The sequence below is a fragment of the Streptomyces sp. NPDC045470 genome, from assembly GCF_040646595.1.
Lineage (GTDB): Bacteria > Actinomycetota > Actinomycetes > Streptomycetales > Streptomycetaceae > Streptomyces.
The window spans coordinates 145,822-171,190 of the sequence record NZ_JBEZAN010000007.1; the positions used below are offsets into that span (position 1 = coordinate 145,822).

2 protein-coding genes (1 of these 2 cut by a window edge) are annotated in these 25,369 nt (G+C 75.6%); both read left to right on the plus strand.

What is annotated here, in order from left to right; genetic code table 11:
• Positions 1-23,100, plus strand: coding sequence for a non-ribosomal peptide synthase/polyketide synthase (locus tag AB0A97_RS21755; RefSeq protein ID WP_361152370.1), 23,100 nt, complete (start codon positions 1-3; stop codon positions 23,098-23,100).
• Positions 23,097-25,369: the 5' portion of an amino acid adenylation domain-containing protein gene (locus tag AB0A97_RS21760; RefSeq protein WP_361152373.1), read on the plus strand. It continues 4,855 nt past the right edge of the window; only the first 2,273 of its 7,128 coding nucleotides appear in the window; the start codon lies at positions 23,097-23,099; its stop codon lies off the right edge, out of view. Before AB0A97_RS21755 ends, AB0A97_RS21760 begins: the two co-directional genes overlap by 4 nt.

Genomic DNA, 25,369 nt, shown 5'->3' on the forward strand with positions numbered 1-25,369 from the left:
GTGCCCGGTACTCCGCACCACAGCCGGCCCCTGTCGTCGGCGCAGCGTGGCATCTGGTTCGCGCAGCAACTCGACCCGGACAGCCCCAGCTACCACACCGCCGAGTACGTGGAGATCGAGGGCCCCCTCGATCTGCCGGCGTTCGGGACCGCGGTGCGGCGGGCGGTGGCGGAGACCGATGTGCTCAACGTCCGCTTCGCCGACGACGGCCAGGGGCCGCGCCAGACGATCGAGCCCGTGGACAACTGGTCGTTGCGTGTACTCGACGTCGGCGCGGAGCAGGACCCGCGTGCGGCCGCCGAGACCTGGATGCGGGCGGAGACCGCCCGGCCCGGGGGCCTGGAGGCGGGCCGGACGGTCACCCTGGCGCTGTTGCGGGCCGGGGTCGGCCGCGCCTTCTTCTACCTGCGCGCCCATCACCTCGTCACCGACGGCTACATGTGCGCGCTGTTCACGCAGCGGGTGGCGGAGGTCTACACGGCCCTGGTCACCGGGGCGCCGCAGCGCGAGGACGGCAGCGGTTCGCTGGACCTGCTGCTGGCCGACGACACCGCGTACCGGGAGTCGGAGCACTTCGCGCGGGACCGGGCCCACTGGCTGGACCGGCTGGCGGGCCGTCCCGAGCCGGTGAACCTCGCGGGCCGGACGGCCCGCGTCGCACGGAGCTTCCTGCGGTACGGCACCCGCGTACCGGACGCGACCGCCGACGGCCTGCGGGCACTGGCACGTCGGTCGGGCGTCGGCCTGCCGGTCCCGGTGATCGCCGCCACGGCGCTCTACCTCGGCCGGATGACCGGCGCCGACGAGGTGGCCCTCGGCATCCCGGTGACCGCGCGGAACGGCGGCGGCCGGCACATCCGCGGGCCGATGTCCAACGAACTGCCGCTGTGGGTGGAGGTCCGGCCCGGCACGAGCGGCCGGGACCTGTTACGGCACGTGTCCGACGGGGCGCGGCAGTTGCTCAAGCATCAGCGGTACCGGTACGAGGACATCGTCCGCGACCTGCGGACGGTCGGCGGCGAGCGCCGCCTCTTCGGCCCGACCGTCAACATCATGTCCTACGCCTCCGAGCTGACCTTCGGCGAGGCGCGGGCGACCGCGCACAACCTGTCCGTCGGGCCCGTCACCGACCTCTCCTTCCGCCTCGACGACCGCCTGGGCGGCGGCGCGCTGCACCTCGACGTCGACGCCAACCCCGCCCTGTACGACGCGGCGGAGACCGCCGCGCACCAGCGGCGCTTCCTGCGCGTACTGGAGAGCTTCGCCACGGCCGACCCGGAACGTCCCGTCGGCCGTATCGATTTCCTGCTGCCCGGCGAGCGCGCCGAGGTGCTGCCCGTACGGCCGGCGGCGGACGGCCCCGAGGCCGACACTCCCCGGGCCGGTGATCCCCAGGCCGGTACCCCCGGGACCGGTACCCTCCAGGCCGGTGTCCCCGGCCCGCCCCTGCCGGCGCTGTTCGAAGCGCAGACCGCGCGTACCCCCGACGCCGTCGCCGTCGTCACCGAGAACGGCGAGCTGACCTACGCCGGACTGAACGACCGCGCCAACCGCCTCGCGCGCCTGCTGCTGAAGCGCGGCGCGGGCCCGGAGCGGCTGGTGGCCGTGGCGCTGCCGCGCTCCGCCGACCTCGTGGTGGCGCTGCTCGCGGTGGTGAAGACGGGCGCCGCGTATCTGCCGGTCGACCCCGGCCACCCGGCGGAGCGGATCGCGCTCGTGCTCCGTGACGCCGACCCCGTGTGCCTGGTCACCGCGGGCGCACCGGCCGACGGGACTCCGCACGGAGCGGACGCCGTGCGGCTGGACGACGACGCCACCGTCCGGGCCCTGGCCGACGGGCCCGGAGGCGATCTGACCGACACCGAGCGGGCCGGGCGGCTCGACCCCGCGCACCCGGCGTACGTCATCCACACCTCCGGATCGACCGGCACCCCCAAGGGCGTGGCGGTCCCGCACCACAACGTGGTGCGGCTGTTCCGGCGGACCGAGGCGTGGTTCGGCTTCGGCCCCGACGACGTGTGGACGCTGTTCCACTCCTACGCCTTCGACTTCTCCGTGTGGGAACTGTGGGGGGCGCTCCTGCACGGCGGCCGGCTGGTCGTCGTCCCGCAGGACGTGAGCCGTTCCCCCGAGCGCTTCCTCGACCTGCTCGTACGCCACCGGGTGACGGTGCTCAACCAGACGCCGTCCGCCTTCTACCCGTTGATACGGGCCGACCACGACCACCCGGAGCTGTCCGCGCGGCTGGCGCTGCGCACGGTCGTCCTCGGCGGGGAGGCGCTGGACCCCGGCAGGCTGCGCGAGTGGTACCGGCGCCATCCGGCCGGCACACCGCGCCTGGTGAACATGTACGGCATCACCGAGACCACCGTGCACGTCACCCACGCCCCGCTGGACGAGCGGGACGCCGCCGCCGAGCCGCCCCGCAGCGTCATCGGCGAACCGATACCCGACCTGCGCGCCTACGTGCTCGACAACGCCCTGCGTCCGGTGCCGCCGGGCGTCACCGGCGAGCTGTACGTGGCGGGCCCCGGCCTCGCCCGCGGCTACCTCGGGCGCCCGGGCCTGAGCGCGCAGCGTTTCGTGGCCGACCCGTTCGGCGCGCCGGGGGAGCGGATGTACCGCACCGGGGACCGGGCGCGCAGGCACGCGGACGGCAGGCTCGACCACGCCGGGCGCGCGGACGACCAGGTCAAGCTGCGCGGGTTCCGTATCGAGCCGGGAGAGGTCGAGGCCGTACTGGCCCGGCACGGGGCGGTGGCGCGGGCCGTGGTGCTGCTGCGCGAGGACCGGCCCGGCGACCGGCGGCTGGTGGCCTATGCGGTCCCCGCCGACGGCCCTCGTCCCGAGGCCGCCGCACTGCGCGAGTTCGCCGGACGGCATCTGCCGGGACACATGGTCCCGGCGGCCGTCGTCGTCCTGGACCGACTGCCGCTGACGGCCAACGGCAAGCTGGACCGGGCCGCCCTGCCGGCCCCGGAGTACACCCCGGGTACGGCCCGGCGCCCGGCGCGCGACGCGACCGAGCGGGTGCTGTGCGACCTGTTCGCCGAGGTGCTCGGCGTGGAGCGGGTGGGCGTCGACGACGGCTTCTTCGACCTCGGCGGAGACTCGCTGCTGGCGACCCGGCTGCTGAGCCGGATACGGACCGTCCTCGGCGCCGAACTGCCGATCCGGGTCCTGTTCGACACGCCGACCGTGGCGGGACTGGCCACGGCGGTACGGGAGGCGGGTGCGGAAGCCCGGCCGGTGGTACGGCACACGGAACGTCCCGAGGCGCTGCCGCTGTCGTTCGCCCAGCGGCGGTTGTGGTTCCTCAACCGGCTGGAGGGCCGCGAGGCCGGGGCCGACTACAACATGCCGTTCGTCCTGCGGCTGGAGGGCGCACTCGACCGGGCGGCGCTGGAGGCGGCGCTCACCGACGTCGTCGTGCGGCACGAGAGTCTGCGGACGGTCTTCCCCGAGATCGACGGCGTACCACGGCAGGTGGTGCGCGGCCCCGGCGCCGCCGCCGTCACCCTGCCGGTGCGCGACGTCGACGCGGCCGAGCTGGCGGAGGTCCTGGCGCGGGGCGCCGCCACCGGCTTCGACCTGACCACCGAACTGCCGCTGCGCGCGGCGCTGTTCGCGCTCGGCCCGGACCGGCACGTGCTGTCGCTGGTGGTGCACCACATCGCGGGCGACGCCTGGTCCATGGTGCCCCTGGGCCGCGACCTGTCCGTCGCCTACGCGGCCCGCCTGCGCGGCGCGGAGCCGTCCTGGGCCCCGCTGCCGGTGACCTACGCGGACTACACGCTGTGGCAGCGTGACCTGCTGGGGGAGGAGCGCGACGAGGACAGTCTCATCGCGCGGCAGGTGGCGTACTGGGCCCGCACGCTGGCCGGGCTCCCCGACGAACTCGCCCTGCCCGCCGACCGCCCCCGCCCCGGCGTGGCGAGCCACCGCGGCGGAACCGTGCCGCTGCGCCTCGACGCCGCCCTGCACGCGCGGCTCGCGGCGCTGGCCGAGGCGCACGGGGTGACCCTGTTCATGGTCCTCCAGGCCGGGCTGGCCGCGCTGCTGACCCGGCACGGCGCCGGCACCGACATCCCGCTCGGCTCGCCCGTCGCGGGACGCACCGACGACGCCCTGGACGACCTGATCGGCTGCTTCGTCAACACCCTGGTCCTGCGCACCGACACCTCCGGCGACCCGGGCTTCGGCGAACTGCTGGCCCGCGTACGGGAGACGGACCTGGCGGCCTACGCCCACCAGGACGTGCCCTTCGAACACCTCGTGGAGGTGCTCAACCCCGCCAGGTCCCTGAGCCGTCACCCGCTGTTCCAGGTGCTGCTGACGCTCACCGGCCGGACGGCGGCGCCGGACGCGCTGCCCGGCCTGCGGGCCGAGGCCGAGCGGGTGGAGTCGGGCACCGCCAAGTTCGACCTGACGTTCAACCTGACCGAGGCCGTGGGAGCCGGGGGCGGCCCCGGTGGCGTCGAGGGGTACGTCGGCTACGGCGCCGACCTCTTCGAGCGGGGCACCGTCGAGGCGCTGGCGGCCCGTTTCGTACGGCTGCTGGAGGCAGCGGCGGCCGACCCTGACCTGCCGCTGGGCGCCCTGGAGATCCTCGGCGAGGCCGAGCGCCACCGCCTGCTGACCGAGTGGAACGGTACCGAAGCCGCTGCTGGGGACGTCCCGCCCGCCGCGTCGCTGCCGGAGCTGTTCGAGCGGCAGGCCGCTGCCACCCCGGAGGCCCGCGCGGTCGCCGCGCCCGACGCCGAACTGTCCTACGCGCAGGTCGACGCCCGGGCCGACCGCCTGGCCCGCCTGCTGCTCTCCCGGGGCATCGGCCCGGAGCGGGTCGTCGCCGTCGCGCTGCCCGGCTCCGCCGAACTGGTCGTCGCGCTGCTCGCGGTGCTCAAGACCGGCGCCGCCTACCTGCCGCTCGACCTGGCACAGCCCGGTGCCCGTATCGCCGGGCTGCTCGACGACGCCTCACCCGCACTGCTGGTGACGAGCCGTCAGGCCGCGGCTCTGCTCCCCGACGACACCGGCACCGCCCGCCTGCTGCTCGACGACCCGGACACCGTACGGGCGCTGGAGCGGCAGCCCGCTGCCCGTCCCGCCGAAGCCGACCGGAGCGCCCCGCCGCTGCCGGACCACCCCGCGTACGTGATCTACACCTCCGGTTCCACGGGCCGCCCCAAGGGCGTGGTGGTCACCCACCGCGGCCTCGCGCACTACGTGGCCCGCGCCCGGCGCGTGTACACCGGCCTGGACGGGACGGTCCTCGTCCCGACCTCCCTGGCCTACGACCTGGCCGTCACCGGCCTGTACGGGGCGCTGACCTCCGGCGGCTGCGCGGTCGTGGCCGGGCTGGACGACGACCCCTGGCTGTCGGCGCTGCTGTCCCGCACCCCGGCGACGTTCATGAAGGCGACCCCGAGCCACTTGGGCCTGCTGGCCGCGCTGCCTGCCGAACTCGCCCCGACGCGGCAGCTCGTGCTCGGCGGTGAGGCACTGCCCGCCGCCCACCTCGAGGAGTGGCGCGCCCGCCACCCCGAGGTGGCCGTCGTCAACCACTACGGACCGACGGAAGCCACCGTCGGGTGCCTGGACCTCCACCTGGCCCCCAATGCGACGACGGACGGCGCCACGGTTCCCGTCGGCCGGCCGATGACGGGCATGCGGGCGTACGTCCTCGACGCCGGACTGCGCCCGGTGCCGCCGGGCGTGGCAGGGGAGCTGTACGTCGCCGGGCCGCAGCTCGCGCGCGGCTACCTCGGCCGTCCCGGCCTGACGGCGGAGCGGTTCGTGGCCTGCCCGTTCGCGCCGGGCATGGGGGTCCCCCCGGCCGAAGGCCGGGGGAGGATGTACCGGACCGGTGACCTCGCCCGGTGGACCGCGGACGGCGTGCTGGTCTTCGCGGGCCGCGCCGACGAGCAGGTCAAGATCCGGGGCCACCGGGTCGAGCCCGGCGAGGTCGAGGCCGCGCTGGCCGGTCACCCCTCGGTGGCGCGGGCGGCGGTGGTGGTATGGGAGGACCGGCCCGGCGACCAGCGGCTCGCGGCGTACGTCGTACCGGCCGACGGGGCCGGCGCGGAACCGGTGGACCCGGCGGAGCTGCGCGCGTACCTGGCGCGACGGCTGCCCGAGCCCATGGTCCCGGCGCTGTTCACCACGCTCGGCGCGCTGCCGCTGACCCGTAACGGCAAGGTGGACCGGCGGGCCCTGCCCGCCCCGGCACTGGCGCCGGCGAGCACCGGCCGCCCGCCGCGCAGCCCGGAGGAGGAGATCCTCTGCGGCCTGTTCGCCGAGGTGCTCGGCATCCCCCGGGCCGGTGTCGACGACGGGTTCTTCGCCCTCGGCGGCCACTCTCTGCTCGCCACCCGCCTCGTCAGCCGGGTGCGGACCGTGCTCGGCGCCGAACTGCCCGTACGGGCCGTGTTCGAGACGCCCACGGTGGCCGGGCTCGCGGCCCGGCTGAAGGACGGGTCCGGCCGCAGGCGTCCCCCGCTCCGCCCCTTCGCCCGGCGTCCGGAGACGGTGCCGCTGTCGTTCGCGCAGCGCCGGCTGTGGTTCCTGCACCAGCTCGAAGGGGCGAACCCCAACTACAACCTGCCCTTCGTCGTACGGCTGGAGGGCCCGCTCGACCGTGCGGCGCTCACCGCCGCGCTCGGTGACGTCGTGGCCCGGCACGAGAGCCTGCGCACGGTCTTCCCGGACAGCGGCGGCACACCGCGGCAGGCCGTCCTGGACGCCGGTCCGGCCGCCGCCTCCGTCGAGCTGCCGGTACGGCACGTCGCGGACGAGGACGCACTCGCCGGGACCGTCGCCGCGGCGGCGGCCCACCGTTTCGAGCTGACCCGTGAGCTGCCGCTGCGCGCCGAGCTGTGCGCGCTCGGCCCGGACCTGCACGTCCTGGTCGTGGTCGTCCACCACATCGCCGGCGACGGCTGGTCGAACGGCCCGCTGGCCCGGGACCTGTCCGAGGCGTACGCGGCCCGCCGGGCCGGGCAGGCGCCGCGCTGGGAGCCGCTGCCGGTCCAGTACGCCGATTACACCTTGTGGCAGCAGGAGTTGCTGGGCCGCGAGGACGACCCGGACAGCCTGGCCGCCCGGCAGATCGCCTACTGGTCCCGTACGCTCGAGGGACTGCCCGAGGAGCTGGACCTGCCCGCCGACCGGATTCGTCCGGCGGTTCCCGGCTACGCCGGCGGCGTCGTGACCGTCTCCGTCGACGCCGGGCTGCACGCCCGCCTGGAGGAGCTGGCCCGTACCTCGGGCGCGAGCCTGTTCATGGTGTTGCAGGCCGGCCTCGCCGCCCTGTTCACCCGCCTCGGCGCAGGCACCGACATCCCGCTCGGCAGTGCCATCGCCGGGCGGACCGACGACGCGCTCGACGACCTCGTCGGGTTCTTCCTCAACACCCTCGTGCTGCGCCTGGACACCTCCGGCGACCCGGCCTTCGAGGAGCTGCTGGGGCGGGTGCGGGAGACCGCGCTGGCCGCCTACGCCCACCAGGACGTGCCCTTCGAGCACCTGGTGGAGGTGCTGAACCCGGCCCGCTCGGCCGCCCGGCACCCGCTGTTCCAGACCATGCTGACCCTGCACAACAACGCCCGTCCCCGGCTCGACCTGCCCGGGCTGCGGGTGAGCCCGGACATGGCCGAGGTCGGTACCGCCAAGTTCGACCTGTCCTTCGGGCTGGTCGAGGAGCGCGGCCCGGCCGGTGAGCCCGCGGGCCTCGGCGGCATCCTGGAGTACAGCACCGACCTCTTCGACCACGCGACCGCCGAGGAGCTGGTGGCCCGCTTCGTCCGGCTGCTCGGCGCCGCGGCCGACGGGCCCGGTCGGCGCATCGGGGAACTGGACATCCTCGCTCCGCCGGAACGGGCACGGATTCTGGGCGACTGGGCCGGCACCCCGCAGGACGCCCCCGCCCGCACCGTCCCCGAGCTGTTCGAACGGCAGGCGGCGCTGACCCCCGACGCGCCCGCCGTCGTCGCGGCCGGTACGACGCTGACGTTCGCCCAGCTGCGGGCGCGGTCCGACGGGTTGGCCCGCAAGCTGGCGGAGCGCGGCGTAGGCCCCGACACGCTGGTCGGGCTGTGCGTGTCCCGGTCGGCGTGGATGGTTCCGGCGATGCTGGGGATCTGGAAGGCCGGCGGGGCGTGCGTGCCCCTGGACCCGGACTACCCGGCCGAGCGCCTGGCGTTCATGGCCGCCGACTCCGGGGTGCGGGTGCTCGTCACCGAGCCCGCCCTGGCCGGTGTGCTGCCGGACCACGCCGCGGAAACCGTCCTTCTCGGTGCGGAAGAACGGCCGGACGCGGACGGTGAACCGTTCCCGATGCCCGCCCTGCGCGCCGACCACGCCGCCTTCATCGTCTACACCTCCGGCTCGACCGGCGTGCCCAAGGGCGTGGCCGTACGGCACGGCGGCATCGCGAACCTGTTCGCCAACCACCGCGAGCGCGTCTTCGCCCCGGCGGCCCGGGCGGCGGGCGGCCGGCTGCGGGCGGCGCACACCGCGTCGCTGTCGTTCGACCTGTGCGTCGGGCAGCTCCTCGCGCTCCTCGCGGGCCACGAACTGCACGTCATCGACGAGGACACCCGCCGCGACGCCGCCGCGCTGGGCGCGTACGTCCGGGCCCACGGCATCGGCTACCTGTCCATCACCCCCACCCTCACCCAGGAACTGCTCGGCCTCGGCCTGCTCGGCGCGGAAGGGCACCAGCCCGCCGCGATCCTGCACGGCGCCGAGGCCACCGGCCCGGGGCTCTGGCAGCGGCTGCGGGACCTGCCCGGCACCGAGGTGCACAACTACTACGCGCCCAGCGAGTGCACGGTCGACGCGGTCGGCGCCACCGTCTCCGGCAGTGAACGGCCCCGCATCGGGCGGCCGGTCGCGGGCATGGCGGCGTACGTGCTCGACGCCGGGCTGAACCCGGTGCCGCCGGGCGTACGGGGCGAGCTGTACCTGGCGGGCGCGCAGCTCGCCCGGGGCTACCTGAACCGGCCGGTCCTGACCGCCGAACGATTCGTGGCGAACCCCTTCAGCGGCGTGCCGGGCGCCCGGATGTACCGGACCGGGGACCTCGCCCGGTGGACCGCCGACGGCGCGCTGGAGTACGCGGGCCGGGCCGACGACCAGGTCAAGCTGCGCGGGTTCCGGATCGAACTCGGCGAGGTCGAGGCGGTGCTCACGCGGCACCCGGACGTGGCCCACGCCGTGGCCGTCGTCCGCGAGGACCGGCCCGGCGACCGCAGGCTGGTCGCCTACACGGTCGCGGCGCGCGGCGCCGTGCCGGACCCGGCCGGGCTGCGTACCCACGCCGCCCGGACGCTGCCGGAGTTCATGGTCCCCTCCGCCGTGGTGCCGCTGGACGCCCTGCCGCTCACCCCGAGCGGCAAGGTGGCCCGCCGCGCCCTGCCCGCCCCCGGCTCCGCCGTGCCCCAGGGCGGCCGGGCGCCGCGCACGGCCCGTGAGGAGATCCTGTGCGCGCTCTTCGCCGAGGTGCTCGGCTGCGCACGGCCCGGCATCGACGAGGGGTTCTTCGACCTCGGCGGGCACTCCCTGCTGGCGACCCGGCTGCTGTCCCGCGTCCGTGCCGTACTGGACGTGGAACTGACGGTACGTGACGTGTTCGAGGCGCCCACGGTGGCCGCCCTCGCCGCGCGGCTCGACGCCGGAGGCACGGCGCGGCCCGCCCTGCGCCCGGCCGCACGGCCCGGCACGCTCCCGCTGTCGTTCGCGCAACGGCGCCTGTGGTTCCTCAACCGGCTGGACGGTGCCGGCGCCGCGTACACCATGCCGCTCGCGCTGCGCCTGCGCGGCGCCCTCGACCGCGCCGCGCTCGCCGCCGCACTCGCCGACGTCGTCACCCGGCACGAAATCCTGCGCACGGTCTACCCCGACACCGCCGGCACCCCCGAGCAGGTCGTGCTCGCGCCGGACCGGGCCGCGCCCGGGCTGCCGTGCCGCGCCGTGGACGGGACCGGCCTCGCGGCGGCGGTCGCCGCCGCGGCCGGGCATCCGTTCGACCTGGCCACCGAGCCCCCGCTGTACGCGGAACTGCTCGCCCTCGGCCCCGACGACCACGTCCTGGTGCTCGTGCTGCACCACATCGCGGGCGACGGCTGGTCCAACGTGCCGCTCACCCGGGACGTCACCGCCGCCTACGCCGCCCGCCACGCGGGCGAGACCCCGTCCTGGGCGCCGCTTCCGGTCCAGTACGCCGACTACACCCTCTGGCAGCACCGGCTCTTCGGCGACCCCGCCGACCCGGACAGCCTGATCGCCCGGCAGACGGCGTACTGGACCGAGACGCTCGCAGGCCTCCCCGAGGAACTGCCGCTGCCCACCGACCGGCCCCGCCCTGCCATGGCCCGCCACCGGGGCGGCCGGGTGCCGTTCACCCTGGACGCCGCCGCGCACGCCGGGCTCACCGGCCTCGCCCGCGCCTGCGACGCGAGCCTGTTCATGGTCGTGCAGGCCGCACTCGCCGCCCTGCTCAGCAGGCTCGGGGCGGGCGACGACATCCCGATCGGCACACCGGTGGCGGGACGCACCGACGACGCTCTGGACGACGCGGTCGGCTGCTTCGTCAACACCCTCGTGCTGCGCACCGCGACCGGCGGTGACCCCGCCTTCACCGGCCTGGTGGCGCGGGCCCGCGAGACCGCCCTGGCCGCCTACGACCACCAGGACGTGCCCTTCGAGCACCTGGTGGAGCACCTGGAGCCGGCCAGGTCGCCGGCCCGCCACCCGCTCTTCCAGGTGATGCTGGCGCTGCGGAACACCGGTGAGGCACCGCTGGGCCTGCCGGGGCTGGCGGTGAGCGCGGTGCCGGTGGACACCACGGCGGTGAAGTTCGACCTGGCGTTCACGGTGAGCGAGCGGACCGGCCCGCGGGGCGAGGCCGCCGGACTCCTCGGCGAACTCGACTACGCGAGCGACCTGTTCGACGCGGAGACGGCGCACCGGATCGCCGCCCGCTTCGTGCGGGTGCTGGAGGCGGTGGCGGCCGACCCGGCCCGGACGCTCGGAGACCTGCCGGTACTGGACGAGGCCGAGCGGGAACTGGTGCTGACGGGCTGGAACGCCACCGAGCGGCCGTTGCCCCCGGCCACGCTGCCGGAGCTGTTCGAGGCGCAGGTGGCCCGTACGCCGGATACGGTGGCCGTGGTCGGCGAGGGCGGCACCTTGTCGTACGCGGAGTTGGACGCTTGGGCGGACCGGTTGGCTCGTGCCCTCGTTCAGCAGGGCGCCGGCCCGGAGCGGGTGGTGGCCGTGGCCCTGCCGCGTTCCGTGGAGCTGGTGGTGGCGCTGCTGGCGGTGCTCAAGAGCGGCGCGGCCTACCTGCCCGTCGATCCCGGGCACCCCACCGAGCGCACCCGGGCGATGCTGGACGAGACGCGCCCTGTGTGCGTCCTGGACGATGTGGACGGTGTGCGCGACCCCCGGCCGGAGGGGGCGAGCGCCGCGCGTACCGTACCGCTCTCCCCGTCGCATCCGGCCTACGTGCTCTACACCTCGGGCTCCACCGGCACGCCCAAGGGCGTCGTCGTCCCGCACGCGGGCGTCGTCAACCGGCTGCTGTGGGCGCAGGCCGAGTACGGGCTGGACGCCTCCGACGCCGTGCTGCAGAAGACCCCGTACGGATTCGACGTGTCCGTCTGGGAGTTCTTCTGGCCGCTGATCACCGGCGCCCGGCTCGTCGTCGCCCGGCCGGACGGGCACCGGGACCCGGCGTACCTGACCGCGCTGATCCGCGAACATGCCGTGACGACGGTGCACTTCGTGCCGTCGATGCTGCGGGCCTTCCTGGACGAGCCCGCCGCCGCCCACTGCACGGGCCTGCGGCGGGTGCTGTGCAGTGGCGAGGCGCTGCCCGCCCAACTGGCCGCACACGGCCGGGACGTCCTGGGCCCGAAGCTGCACAACCTCTACGGGCCGACCGAGGCGTCCGTCGACGTCACCTCCTGGGACTGCGCGGACCGGCCGGGCCCGGTGCCGATCGGCCGCCCGGTCCACAACACCCGGGCGTACGTGCTGGACGCCGCCCTGCGGCCCGTCCCGCCGGGCGTGACCGGGGAGCTGTATCTCGCCGGTGTCCAGCTCGCCCGTGGCTACCTGGCGCGGCCCGGGCTCACGGCGGAACGGTTCATCGCCTGCCCGTTCGGGGCGCCGGGGGAGCGGATGTACCGGACCGGCGACCTCGCGCGCTGGACCGCCGGCGGGGTGCTGGAATTCGCCGGGCGCGCCGACGACCAGGTCAAACTGCGCGGGTTCCGGATCGAACTCGGCGAGATCGAGACCGCCCTGGCCCGGCACGAGGCCGTCGCTGCGGCGGCCGTCGTCCTCCGCGAGGACCGGCCCGGTGACCAGCGGCTGGTGGCGTACGTGACACCTGTGCCGGGAGCCGGACCGGAGCCGGGAGAGCTGCGCGAGTCCGTCGCCCGCACGCTGCCCGACCCCATGGTGCCGGCTGACATCGTCGTCCTGGACATGCTGCCGCTGACGCCGAACGGGAAGCTGGACCGCCGCGCCCTGCCGGCCCCGGGCGCCACCGCCCAGGCCCCCGGACGCGCTCCGCGCACCCCGCACGAAGAGATCCTGTGCGGAATCTTCGCCGACGTACTGGGCCGCCCCCTGCCCGGCATCGACGACGGCTTCTTCGACCTGGGCGGACACTCGCTGCTCGCCACCCGGCTCGTCTCCCGCATCCGGGCCGCCCTCGGCGCGGAACTGTCCGTACGCGACGTGTTCGAGGCGCCCACGGTGGCCGGTCTGGCCGCCCGTACCGGTACCGGGGGCCGCCGACGGCCCGCCCTCCGGCCCGCCGCGCACCGTCCGGACGCCGTACCGCTGTCCTTCGCGCAGCGCCGGCTGTGGTTCCTGCACCGGCTGGAGGGCCCCAGCCCGACCTACAACATGCCCTTCGCACTGCGGCTGTCCGGCCCGCTGGACACCGCCGCCCTGCGCGCCGCCCTGGACGACGTGGTCGCCCGGCACGAGGCCCTGCGCACCGTCTTCCCCGAGATCCAGGGCGGCCCCGGGCAGGTCGTACTCGGCCCGGACCAGGCCGCCGTGGAACTGCGCACCCACCGCACCGACGAGGCCGGACTCACCGAGGCGCTGACAGAGGCGGCCGGGCACCGCTTCGACCTGACCGCCGAACTGCCCCTGCGGGCAGACCTGTTCGAGGTCGGACCCGACGACCACGTCCTGCTCCTGGTCCTCCACCACATCGCCGGCGACGGCTGGTCGAACGTCCCGTTCGCGCGGGACCTGTCGACCGCGTACACGGCCCGGTGTGCCGGACACGCCCCGACGTGGGCGCCGCTGCCGGTCCAGTACGCCGACTACGCGCTGTGGCAGCACGACCTGCTCGGCAGCGAGAACGACCCCGACAGCCTGATGTCCGCCCAGGTCGCCCACTGGACCGAGGCGCTGGCGGGCCTGCCCGAGGAGCTGGCGCTCCCCGCCGACCGCCCCCGCCCCGCGGTCTCCGCCCACCGGGGCGGACGGGTGGTCTTCGTCCTCGACGCGGAGCTGCACACCCGGCTCGCATGGCTGGCCCGTGAGCACGGCGCGACCCTGTTCATGGTGGTGCAGGCCGGTCTGGCCGCCCTGTTGACCCGGCTCGGCGCGGGCACCGACATCCCCCTCGGCTCCGCCGTCGCCGGCCGTACGGACGCGGCCCTGGACGACCTCGTCGGCTTCTTCGTCAACACCCTCGTGCTGCGCCTGGACACCTCCGGCGACCCGGCCTTCAGCACCCTGCTGGAGCGGGCCCGCGAGACCGACCTGGCCGCCTACGCCCATCAGGACGTGCCCTTCGAACACCTCGTGGAGCTGCTCAATCCGGCCCGCTCCGCGGCCCGGCACCCCCTCTTCCAGGTGATGCTGACACTCCAGAACAACGACGCGCCCGAGTTCGCCATGTCCGGCCTGCGGGTGACGCCCGACGTCGCCGAGCTGGCCGCGGCCAAGTTCGACCTGCTGTTCAGCCTCACCGACCGCTACACCGAGGACGGCGCCCCCGACCGGGTCGACGGGGTGCTGGAGTACAGCGCCGACCTGTTCGACCACGGCACCGCCGAAGCCCTCACGGCACGCTTCGTCCGGCTGCTGCACGCCGTGGCGGCGGCACCCGACCGGCCGATCGGCACCGTCGACCTCACCGACGCCGCCGAACGCGAGCGGCTGCTGGAGACGTGGAACGGCGCCGCCCTCACCACGCCGCCGGTGACGCTGCCCGCGGCGTTCGAGGCGCAGGCGCGGTGCACGCCGGACGCGGTGGCCGTCACCGACGGCACCACGCACCTCACCTACGCCGCACTGAACGCGCGGGCCAACCGGCTGGCGCGGCTGCTCATCCGCCGTGGCATCGGCCCGGAACAGTTCGTCGCGGTCGCCCTCCCGCGCTCGGCCGAGCTGGTGACGGCACTGCTGGCCGTCCTCAAGACCGGCGCCGCCTACCTGCCCCTCGACCCGGCGCACCCGGCCGAACGGCTGCGCTTCCTGCTCGGCGACGCCCGCGCCGCACACGGGATCACCAGCTCCGCCCTCGCCGCCGGCCTGCCCGCGACGGACACCCGCTGGCTCACGCCCGACAGCGACGAGCTGCGGCGAGGGGCCGGGGAACAGCCGGAGCACGACGTGACGGACGCCGAGCGCACCGCGCCGCTGTGCCCGGAGCACCCCGCGTACGTCATCCACACCTCCGGCTCCACCGGCACACCCAAGGGCGTACTCGTCGAACACCGCGCGCTCGCCGCCTACCTGGCGTTCGCCCGCGAGGCGTACCCCGGCACCGCGGGCACCACCCTGCTGCACTCGCCCGTCTCCTTCGACCTCACCGTCACCGCGCTGTACGCGCCGCTCACCGCGGGCGGCCGGGTGCTGACCGGAGACCTCTCCGCCGACGCGCCGGACCCGGGCCCGTACACCTTCCTCAAGGTGACGCCCAGCCACCTCGCGCTGCTCGGCGCCACCCCGCCCGGGCCGCGGACGGCGGTCGCGGACCTCGTCGCGGGCGGCGAACAGCTCACCGGCGAACAGCTCGCGCCCTGGCGGCGGGCCCAGCCGCAGGCAGCCGTGGTCAACGAGTACGGGCCGACCGAGGCCACCGTGGGCTGCGTCGTCCTGCGGTTGCCGCCGGGCGCCACGGCCGGGGACGGTCCGCTGCCGATCGGCCGGCCGGTGCCCGGGACCCGGGCGTACGTGCTGGACGAGCGGCTGCGGCCGGTACCGCCCGGGGTGACGGGCGAGCTGTACCTGGCGGGCGCGCAGCTCGCGCGCGGCTACCTGAACCGGCCCGCGCTCACCGCCGAACGGTTCACGGCCGACCCGTTCGGCGCGCCGGGCGGGCGCATGTACCGCACCGGCGACCTGGCCCGGTGGTCCGCCGCGGGCGAACTGCACTTCGCCGGCCGCGCCGACGAGCAGGTCAAGGTGCGGGGCCACCGCATCGAGCCGGGCGAGATCGAGACCGCGCTGCTGCGTCACCCGGCCGTCTCCCGGGCGGCCGTCGTCGCGCGGGAGGACCGGACGTCCGGCACGCAGCTGGTGGCCTACGTCGTTCCGGAGCCCGGCGAGCAGCGCGGTGACGCGGCCGCACGGGCCCAGCTCGACGAGTGGCAGCAGGTCTACGACTCCCTGTACGGAGGCGTCGGCCACCAGGAAGCGGAACCCGCGCCGTTCGGCGCCGACTTCAGGGGCTGGACCAGCAGCTACGACGGGCGGCTCCTGCCGGTCGAGCAGATGCGCCGGTGGCGGGAAGCGACCGTCGCCCGCATCCGCGAGCTGCGCCCGCGCCGGGTGCTGGAGATCGGCGTGGGCAGCGGACTGCTGCTCTCCCGGATCGCCCCCGACTGCGAGACCTACTGGGGCACCGACATCGCCGCCGACGCCATCGACCGGCTGCGGTCCCAGGTGGCCGGACGGCCGGAGCTGGCCGGGCGGGTGGAGCTGCGGGTGCGGGCCGCCGCCGACGCGGACGGCCTGCCGGCCGGCTCCTTCGACACCGTCGTGATCAACTCGGTCGCCCAGTACTTCCCGGACGCCGACCACCTCACCGACGTGCTCGGCACGGCACTGGGGCTGCTCGCCCCCGGCGGGGCCGTGTTCCTCGGCGACGTGCGCGACCTCCGGCTGCTGCGGTGCCTGCACACGGCGGTGCAACTGCGCCGCGCCACGCCGTCCGCCGACCCCGATGCCGTACGCCGCGCCGTGGAACAGGCCGTCCTGCTGGAGAAGGAACTCCTGCTCGACCCCGCGTTCTTCACCGCGCTCGCGGCGCGGCACCCGGACATCGCGGGCGTCGACCTGCGGGTCAAGCGTGGCGCGTACGTCAACGAGCTGAACCGCTACCGGTACGACGCCGTCCTGCACAAACGGTCCGCCGCCGGACCGACGGACCTGTCGGCCGCACCGGAACTGCGCTGGGGCCACGACGTGTCCGGGCCCGACGACCTCGCCCGGCGCCTCGCCGCCGAGCGCGTGCCCGCGCTGCGGGTGACCGGGGTGCCCGACGAACGGCTGGCGGGTGAAGCCGGTGCCGCGCGCGGACTGGACGAGGGACGGCCGCTGGCCGACGTCCTCGCCCTCCTCGGCCCCGCCGAGCAGCCGACCGCGCCGGACCTCGGCCCGGACACCTTCCACGACCTGGGCGAACACGCCGGCTACCAGGTCGCGGTCACCCGCTCCGGCGACGCCGCCGAACTCCTCGACGTACTCTTCACGGACCCGGCGGCGACCGCCCTGGACGGCGTCCACCGCCCGGCGGCGACCGCCGTGACCGAGCCGTCGCAGACGCTCGCCAACGACCCGGCGGCCTCCCGGCAGCGCGGCGAACTCGTCGCCTCGCTCACCGCGTCGCTCCGCGCGGAACTGCCCGCGTACCTGGTGCCCGCCGCCGTACTGGTCCTCACCGAACTCCCGCTGACCGGCAACGGGAAGCTCGACCGGGCGGCGCTGCCCGCCCCCTACCTCGGGACCGTCGCGGGTACGCGCGCGCCGTCCACCCCGCGCGAGCGGGTGCTGTGCGACCTGTTCGCGCAGGTACTGGGCCTGGCGGCGGCCGGCGTCGACGACAACTTCTTCCACCTCGGCGGACACTCGCTGCTGGCGACTCGGCTCATCAGCCGCATCCGTACCGCCCTGGGGGCCGAACTGCCCGTCCGCGCCCTGTTCGAGACCCCCACGGTCGCCGGACTGGCCGCGCGGCTGGACGACGAGGAGAACCGGGACGCGACACGGCCCGCTCTGCGGCCGATGGCCCGCCCCGAGACCCTGCCGCTGTCGTTCGCCCAGCAGCGACTGTGGTTCCTGCACCGCCTGGAGGGCCCGAACGCCACCTACAACATGCCGATCGCCCTGCGCCTGCGCGGCGCCGTGGACCGTACGGCACTGCGCACCGCGCTGGCCGACGTGGCGGCCCGGCACGAGAGCCTGCGCACCGTCTTCCCGGTGACGGACGGAGTGCCCCGCCAGCTCGTCCTCGACGCGGACGGCGCGCGCCCCGAACTGCTCGTACGGCACACCGACGGGACCGGGCTGCGCGAGGCCGTCCAGACGGCGGCGCGCTACCCCTTCGACCTCGCGGCCGACCTGCCGCTACGGGCCGAACTGTTCGACCTGGGCGAGCGGGAGCAGCTCCTCGTGCTGGTGGTGCACCACATCGCCGGCGACGGCTGGTCGATGGCCCCCCTGGCGAGAGACCTGGCCACCGCATACGCAGCCCGGGCCCGGGGCCGGGCGCCGTCGTGGAGGCCACTGCCCGTCCAGTACGCCGACTACACGCTGTGGCAGCGCGCGCTGCTCGGCGACGAGACCGACCCCGACAGCCCGTTCGCCCGGCAGGTCGCCTACTGGAGCGAAACCCTGGCGGACCTGCCCCAGGAACTCGCCCTCCCCACGGACCGCCCCCGGCCCGCCGTCTCCAGCTACCGCGGCGAGACGCTCGGCTTCGACCTGGACCCCGCCTTGCACCGCCGGCTGGCCGACCTCGCCCGGGGCACCGGGACCAGCCTGCACATGGTGCTGCACGCCGGCCTCGCCGCCCTGCTGACCCGGCTCGGCGCGGGCACCGACCTGCCGATCGGCAGCGGCGTCGCCGGGCGCCACGACGAGGCGCTGGACGACGCGGTCGGCCTCTTCGTCAACACGCTCGTGCTGCGCACCGACACTTCCGGCGACCCGTCGTTCGGCGAACTGCTCCGGCGCGTACGGGAAACGGCTCTGAACGCCTACTCCCACCAGGACGTGCCCTTCGAGCACCTGGTGGAGGCGCTCAACCCGGTCCGCTCCCCGAACCGGCACCCGCTGTTCCAGGTGGCGATGGTGCTCCAGAACACCCCGGAGGCCGGGCTCGCGCTGCCCGGCGTCGAGGTGACGCCCGAACCGGCCGCCTCCGGCACCTCACGGTTCGACCTGTTCTTCAGCGTCACCGAACGCGGTTCTTCAGGGGGCGTGCGCGGGACGCTGGAGTACAGCACCGACCTGTTCGACCGGCGGACGGTCCAGGCGCTGGTGGAGCGGTGGGCACGGCTGCTGGAGGCGGTCACCGCCGACCCGGCGCGTCCCATCGGCGAGGCCGACGTCCTCACCCCCGCCGAACACGCCCGTACTTCGGGGGCCGACGGTCCGCAGGTGCCGCCGGCCACCGTGCCCGAGCTGTTCGCCCGCCAGGTGGCCCGGCGCCCCGGAGCCCCGGCGGTGCTGTCCGCGTCCGGCACGCTGACCTACCAGGAGCTGAACGCCCGGGCCAACCGCCTGGCCCACCTGCTGCTGTCCCGCGGCATCGGTCCCGGACACGTCGTCGCCCTGGCGTTCCCCCGGGGCGCCGACCTGGTCGTGGCCGTCCTCGCGACGCTCAAGGCGGGCGCGGCCTACCTCCCCCTCGACACCGGATACCCGGCCGAACGCCTGGCCTTCATGCTCGACGACGCCCGCCCGTCGCTGCTGCTGACGGGCGTCGCGGGCCAGGATGTGCCCGGCTCCGACCACCTGCCCCGGCTCGACCCGGACGAGGGCGGCGGACAGCCGGCCCGCGACCTGGCCGGGCAGCCGGACACCGACCCCGGCGCGGAGCAGGCCGGACGGTCCGGCCTTGACAGGGGGCAGGCCGGACGGCCCGACCCCGCACACCCGGCCTACGTGATCTACACCTCCGGCTCGACCGGCGTGCCCAAGGGCGTGGCCGTCACCCACGCGGGCGCGGCCGCCCTGGCGGCGACCCAGACGGACGCCTTCGGCGCCGGGCCGGGCAGCCGGGTCCTGCAGTTCGCCTCCCCGAGCTTCGACGCCGCGTTCTGGGAACTGTGCATGGCGCTGCTGACCGGTGCGGCCCTGGTGGTGGCCCCGGCCGAACGCCTCCTGCCAGGGCCCGACCTCGCCGCCGTGCTGGCCGGGCACGACGTCACCCACCTGACCGTCCCGCCCGTGGCGCTGGGCGTCATGACGCCCGACCAGCTCGCGCCGGTGACCTGCCTGGTGGTCGCGGGAGAGAACTGCCCGCCCCGGACGGCGGCGGCCTTCGCCCCCGGCCGGTTGATGGTCAACGCCTACGGCCCGACGGAATCGACGGTCTGCGGCACGATGAGCCGGCCGCTGACCGGCGACGGCGCCGTCGCACCCATCGGCACGCCCGTCACCGGCACCCGCGCCTACGTGCTGGACGCGGCGCTGCGCCCGGTGCCGACCGGCGTGGCGGGCGAGCTGTACCTGGCGGGCGCGGGTCTGGCCCAGGGCTACCTGCGGCGGCCGGGGGTGACCGCCGAGCGGTTCACCGCCGACCCGTTCGGCGCGCCGGGCACCCGGATGTACCGCACCGGGGACCTCGTGCGGTGGAACGCCGACGGCGAGCTGGAGTTCACCGGGCGGACCGACGACCAGGTCAAGATCCGCGGCCACCGGGTCGAACTCGGCGAGGTCGAGGCCGCGATGGCCGCCCACCCCGAGGTGGCGCAGGCCGTCGCGGCGGTCCGCGACGACGGCCCGGGCGGCACCCGCCTGGTCGGGTACGTGGTCCCGGCGGCGGACGGACCGCGACAGCCCACCGAGGCCGTCGGCGGCCCTGGGCCCGCACAGGCCCCCGGCGGCGCGCCGGAACGGATCCTCGGGGAATGGCGGCAGCTCTACGACACCCTGTACGGGACGTCGCAGACCGCCCCGTTCGGTGAGGACTTCACCGGATGGAACAGTACTTACGACGGGGAGCCCCTGCCCGTCGACGACATGCGGCAGTGGCGGGACGCCACCGTCGCGCGCATCCGGGACCTGCGGCCCCGGCGGATACTGGAGATCGGCGTCGGCCGTGGCCTGCTCCTGTCGCGGCTCGCCGAGGAGTGCGAGGCGTACTGGGGCACCGACCTGTCGGCGGCCGTGATCGAGTCGCTGACGGCGCAGGTCGCCGAACGGCCCGCGCTCGCCGGCCGGGTGGTGCTCCGGGCCCAGCCAGCGGACGACCTCACCGGACTGCCGGAAGGTTTCTTCGACACCGTCGTGCTCAACTCCGTGGCCCAGTACTTCCCGGACGCCGCCTATCTGACCGACGTGATCGGCGCCGCGCTGCGGCTGCTGACGCCGGGCGGCGCCCTGTTCCTCGGCGACCTCCGCAACCTGCGGCTGCTGCCGAGCCTGCGGGCGGCCACCGGCGCCACCGCACCCGAACGGGAACTGCTGGTCGACCCGGACTTCTTCCCGGCCCTGCCCGCCACCGTCCCCGACATCGGCGCCGTCGACCTGCGCCTCAAGCGCGGGGCGTACCACAACGAACTGTCCCGGTACCGCTACGACGTCGTCCTGCGCCGCGCACCGCTGCCCGCACCGGCCCGGCCGTTCGCCGACGCGCCCACCCTGCCCTGGCACCCGGGCCTGGGCGGAGCTGCCGAGATCGCCGCGCTGCTGGCGGAGCGCCGGCCGGACCGGCTGCGCCTCACCGGCATCCCCAACGCGCGGCTGGCGGACGAGGCAGCCGCCGGGCACCCCGTGACCGTGGACCCCGAGACGCTGTGCGCGACCGGGGAGCGGCTGGGGTTCTGGACGGCCGTCACCTGGTCGGGCACGGCGGGTGACGACTGCTTCGACGCCTTGTTCGCCGCCCAGGGCGCCGCCGCACCGGACGCCGCCGCTCCGTACGGCAGCGCCCCGGTCACCGGGGTGTACGTACCGGCGGCCGACCGCACCGCACCGCCGTCCTTCACCAACGACCCGGCGGCGGCCGTCGCGCCGCCCGCGGCCCTGGGCTCCTCGGTACGCGCCTGGCTGCGCCGACGCCTGCCGGACTACCTGGTGCCTTCGGTGGTCATTCCGCTCGACGTCCTGCCGCTGACCCCGAACGGCAAGGCCGACCGCACGGCGCTGCCCGCGCCGGAGACGACGGCCGGGGCCACGGCGGGCCGCCCCCCGGCCACCGCCCGGGAACGGCTGCTCTGCGACATCTTCGCGGACGTGCTCGGCCGCCCGTCCGTCGGCGCCGACGCCGACTTCTTCGAACTCGGCGGCGACAGCATCGTCTCCATCCAGGTGGTCAGCCGGGCCCGGGCCGCCGGGCTGGCCATCGGCCCGCAGGACGTCTTCCGGCACAAGACCGTGGCGGCCCTGGCCGTGGCCGCCGGAACACCGGACGCGGCGCCTGCCACCACGGAGGCACCGCAGGCGGGCATCGGCGTGGTGCCGCTGACCCCGGACCTGCACGCCCTGCGGGAGCGCGACGCCGACCCCGGCACCGGGTACGAGGCGATGACCGTACCGGTCCCGGCCGGGCTCGGTGACGACGCGCTGGAGACCGCCCTCCAGACGGTCCTCGACCACCACGACATGCTGCGGGCACGCCTGACCTCCGGCGGGCCCGCCGAGGCGGACGGACCGGGATGGCTGCTCGAAGTGCTGCCGCCCGGCACCGTCCGGGCCGCGGACCAGGTGCGCCGCGCCGGTACCGCGCCGGACGAGGCCGCCGTGGCCGAGGAGGAGCGGGCCGCCGCGGCCCGCCTGGCGCCGGAGTCCGGGGTGCTGCTCCAAGCGGTCGGCTTCGACGCCCGCCCCGGGCGCCCCGGCCTGCTGCTGCTCGTCCTGCACCGCCTCGTCACCGACCCGCAGACCTGGCGCGTCCTGCTGCGGGACGTCACGGACGCCTGCGAGGACGCGGCCGGGGGACGGCGTCCCGAACCCGCCCCGGTCGGCACGTCCTTCCGGCGCTGGGCCCAGCACCTGCGCACCCAGGCACGGGACCCCCGGCGGGCCGGAGAAGTGTCCCGGTGGGCCGGCATTCTCGCCGGGCCCGGCCACCCGGCCGAGGACACGGCCGCCTTCCCGGCACAGGCGGCCGGCGACGGTGTGCTGACGACCCTCCTGTCCGCCGAACGCACCGGGCAGGTGCTCACCGACGTACCGGCGGCCTTCCACGCCGACGCCGAGGACGTACTGCTGACCGCGTTCGCGCTGGCGGTGGCCGACTGGCAGCGCCGCAGCGGCTCCGCCGACGGCACCGTGCTCGCCGACGTACGGCGCCCGGGCCGCGTACCCCTCGGCGAGGGCATCGACCTGTCCCGCACCGTGGGCCGCTGCACGACCACCCACCCGGTCCGCCTCGACCTGGGCGACCCGGCAGGGGAAGCGCTGCGGGAGGACGGCGGGCACGCTGCCGCGACGGCCCTCAAACGCGTCAAGGAGGAGCTGCGGTCCTTGCCGGACGGCGGCCTGGGGCACGGCCTGCTGCGCCACCTCAACCCCGACACCGCTCCCGGGCTGGCGGCCCTGCCCGCACCCCGGTTCGCGTTCCACTACCTCGGGCAGTTGCCGCAGGTCCCGTCCGGTCCGGACCCGGCCGACGAACCGGCGCGCCACTGGGCCGAGGTGGACATCACCGCCGTGGACGGCCCAGGCGGGCCACGGCTGGCCGCGACCTGGCGCCGGGCCCACGCGCCCCTGACCGGCCGCGACCTGAACGACCTGGCCACTGCCTGGACCCGCGCGCTCGAAACGCTGGCCGCCCACGCCGCCCGTCCCGACGCCGGTGGCCGCACCCCGTCCGACGTACCGCTGGTCCGGCTCAGCCAGGACAAGCTCGAACAGCTCGAAGCCGCATGGAGGCGATCACAATGACGCAGGCCGGGCCGCAGGCGGAACTGGAGGACATCCTCCCCCTGGCACCACTCCAGGAAGGGCTGCTGTTCCACGCGCTGTACGACACGGCAGCGCTCGACCTCTACACCTTGCAGAGCGCGTACGACCTGGACGGCGACCTGGACGCGACGGCACTGCGCGAGGCCGCGCGCACGCTGCTGCGGCGCCACGCCGCCCTCCGCGCCGGCTTCTGGCACGAAGGTCTGGACGAACCGGTGCAGATCGTCCCGCGCGACGTCGCCCTGGCGTGGCGCCAGGCCGACCTCAGCGCGACCGCCCCCGAAGAGCGGGCGGCGGAGGCGGAGCGCATCGCGTCCGAGGACCGGCTCCGCCGCTTCGACCCGGCCCGCCCGCCCCTGCTGCGCTTCACGCTCCTGCGGCTCGGCCCGGCACGGCACCGGTTCGTCGTCACCGCGCACCACCTGGTGCTCGACGGCTGGTCCGTACACCTGCTGCTGGACGAGCTGTTCCGGTTGTACGTCCGGGGCGGCGGGGAGGACGGGATGCCGCCGGTGGCCCGCTACCGCGACTACCTGGCCTGGCTGGCCGGGCAGGACCGGGCCGCCGCCGAGGACGTGTGGCGCCGGGTGCTCAAGGGCGTCGAGGAACCCACCCGCGTGGCGCCCGCCGACCCGTCCCGGGAACCGGCCCTGCCCGGCCAGGTCCTGCGCGACCTGCCGGACGGCCTCACCGCCGCGCTGGACGCCCTCGCCCGCCGCGAACGGCTGACCCTGAGCACCGTCTTCCTGGGCGCCTGGGCCGTCGTCCTCGGCCGGCTGACCGGCAAGGACGACGTGGTCTTCGGCACCACCGTCTCCGGCCGCCCGCCCCAGGTGCCCGGCGTCGAGCGGATGATCGGCCTGTTCGCCAACACGCTGCCGGTACGCGTCCGCCTCGGCCCGGAGCAGCCGCTGACCGGAATGCTGGCCAGGCTCCAGGAGGAACAGACGCACCTGCTGGCCTGCCAGCACGTGGGGCTCTCCGGCATCCAGCGCACGCTCGGCTCGGGCGAACTGTTCGACACGGTGACCGTGTTCGAGAACCTGCCCGCCGGGGAGAGCGGACTCGCCGCCACCGCGCACGGCAGCGGACTGCGGGTGACGGCGAGCCGGAGCCAGGGCGTCACCCACTACCCGCTCAACTTCATGGTGATGCCCGGCCGGCCGCTGCGGCTGCGGCTGGACCACCAGACCGACCTGTTCGACCGGGACACCGCCGAGGCGATCATGGCGCGGGTGGTCCGGGTCCTGGAGAACCTGGTCGCCGACCCCGGCCGGCGGATCGACGCGCTGGAGATCCTGACCCCGGCCGAACGGGCCCGGGTGCTGGGGGAGTGGAGCGGCTCGGCCGGCGAGCCGCCGGCCGAGCTGCTGCCGCAGACGTTCGCGGCCCGGGTGGCGACGACACCGGACGCGGTGGCCCTCGTCTGCGGCGAGGTGTCCTGGACGTTCGCCGAACTGGACGCGCGCGCGGACCGCCTCGCGCGGCGCCTGGCCGCCCGGGGCGCCGGGCCCGACGTCCTGGTGGGGCTGTGCGTGCGCCGGTCGGCGGAGATGATCGCCGCCGTGCTGGCCATCTGGAAGGCCGGCGGGGTGTGCGTACCGCTGGACCCCGGTTACCCGGCGGAGCGGCTGGCGTTCATGCTGGCCGACGCGGCCGTACCGCTGGTCCTGACCGAACGGGAGCTGGCCGGGCGCCTCGGGGAGGACCGGGCGGCGTCCTTGGTGCTGCTGGACGGTGACGATCCGTCCGAAGCCGGTGCTGCCTTCCGTACCCCGCCCCTGCACGGCGACCATGCCGCATACATCGTCTACACCTCCGGCTCCACGGGCGTCCCCAAGGGCGTCGTGGTCACGCACCTGGGCCTGGCGAACCTGTACGCCGACCACCGCGACCGGGTGTTCGACCCGGCTGCCGACGCCGTGGCCGCGTCGTCCGGACGGCGCCTGCGCGTGGCCCACACGGCGTCGGTGTCGTTCGACGCCTCCATGGGACAGTTGGCCGGCCTGGTCGCCGGCCACGAACTGCACGTCGTGGACGAGGACACCCGCCGCGACGCCGCCGCGCTGCTGGCCTACGTACGCGAGCGGAGCGTCGACTACCTGGGCATCACCCCCTCGCTGATGCGGGAACTGACCGCGCTCGGGCTCCTGGACGGCCCCGGACACCGCCCGGCGGTGATCCTCCTCGGCGCGGAGGCCGTCGACGCGGCGCTGTGGGAGACGCTGCGGGCCCACCCGGAGACCGA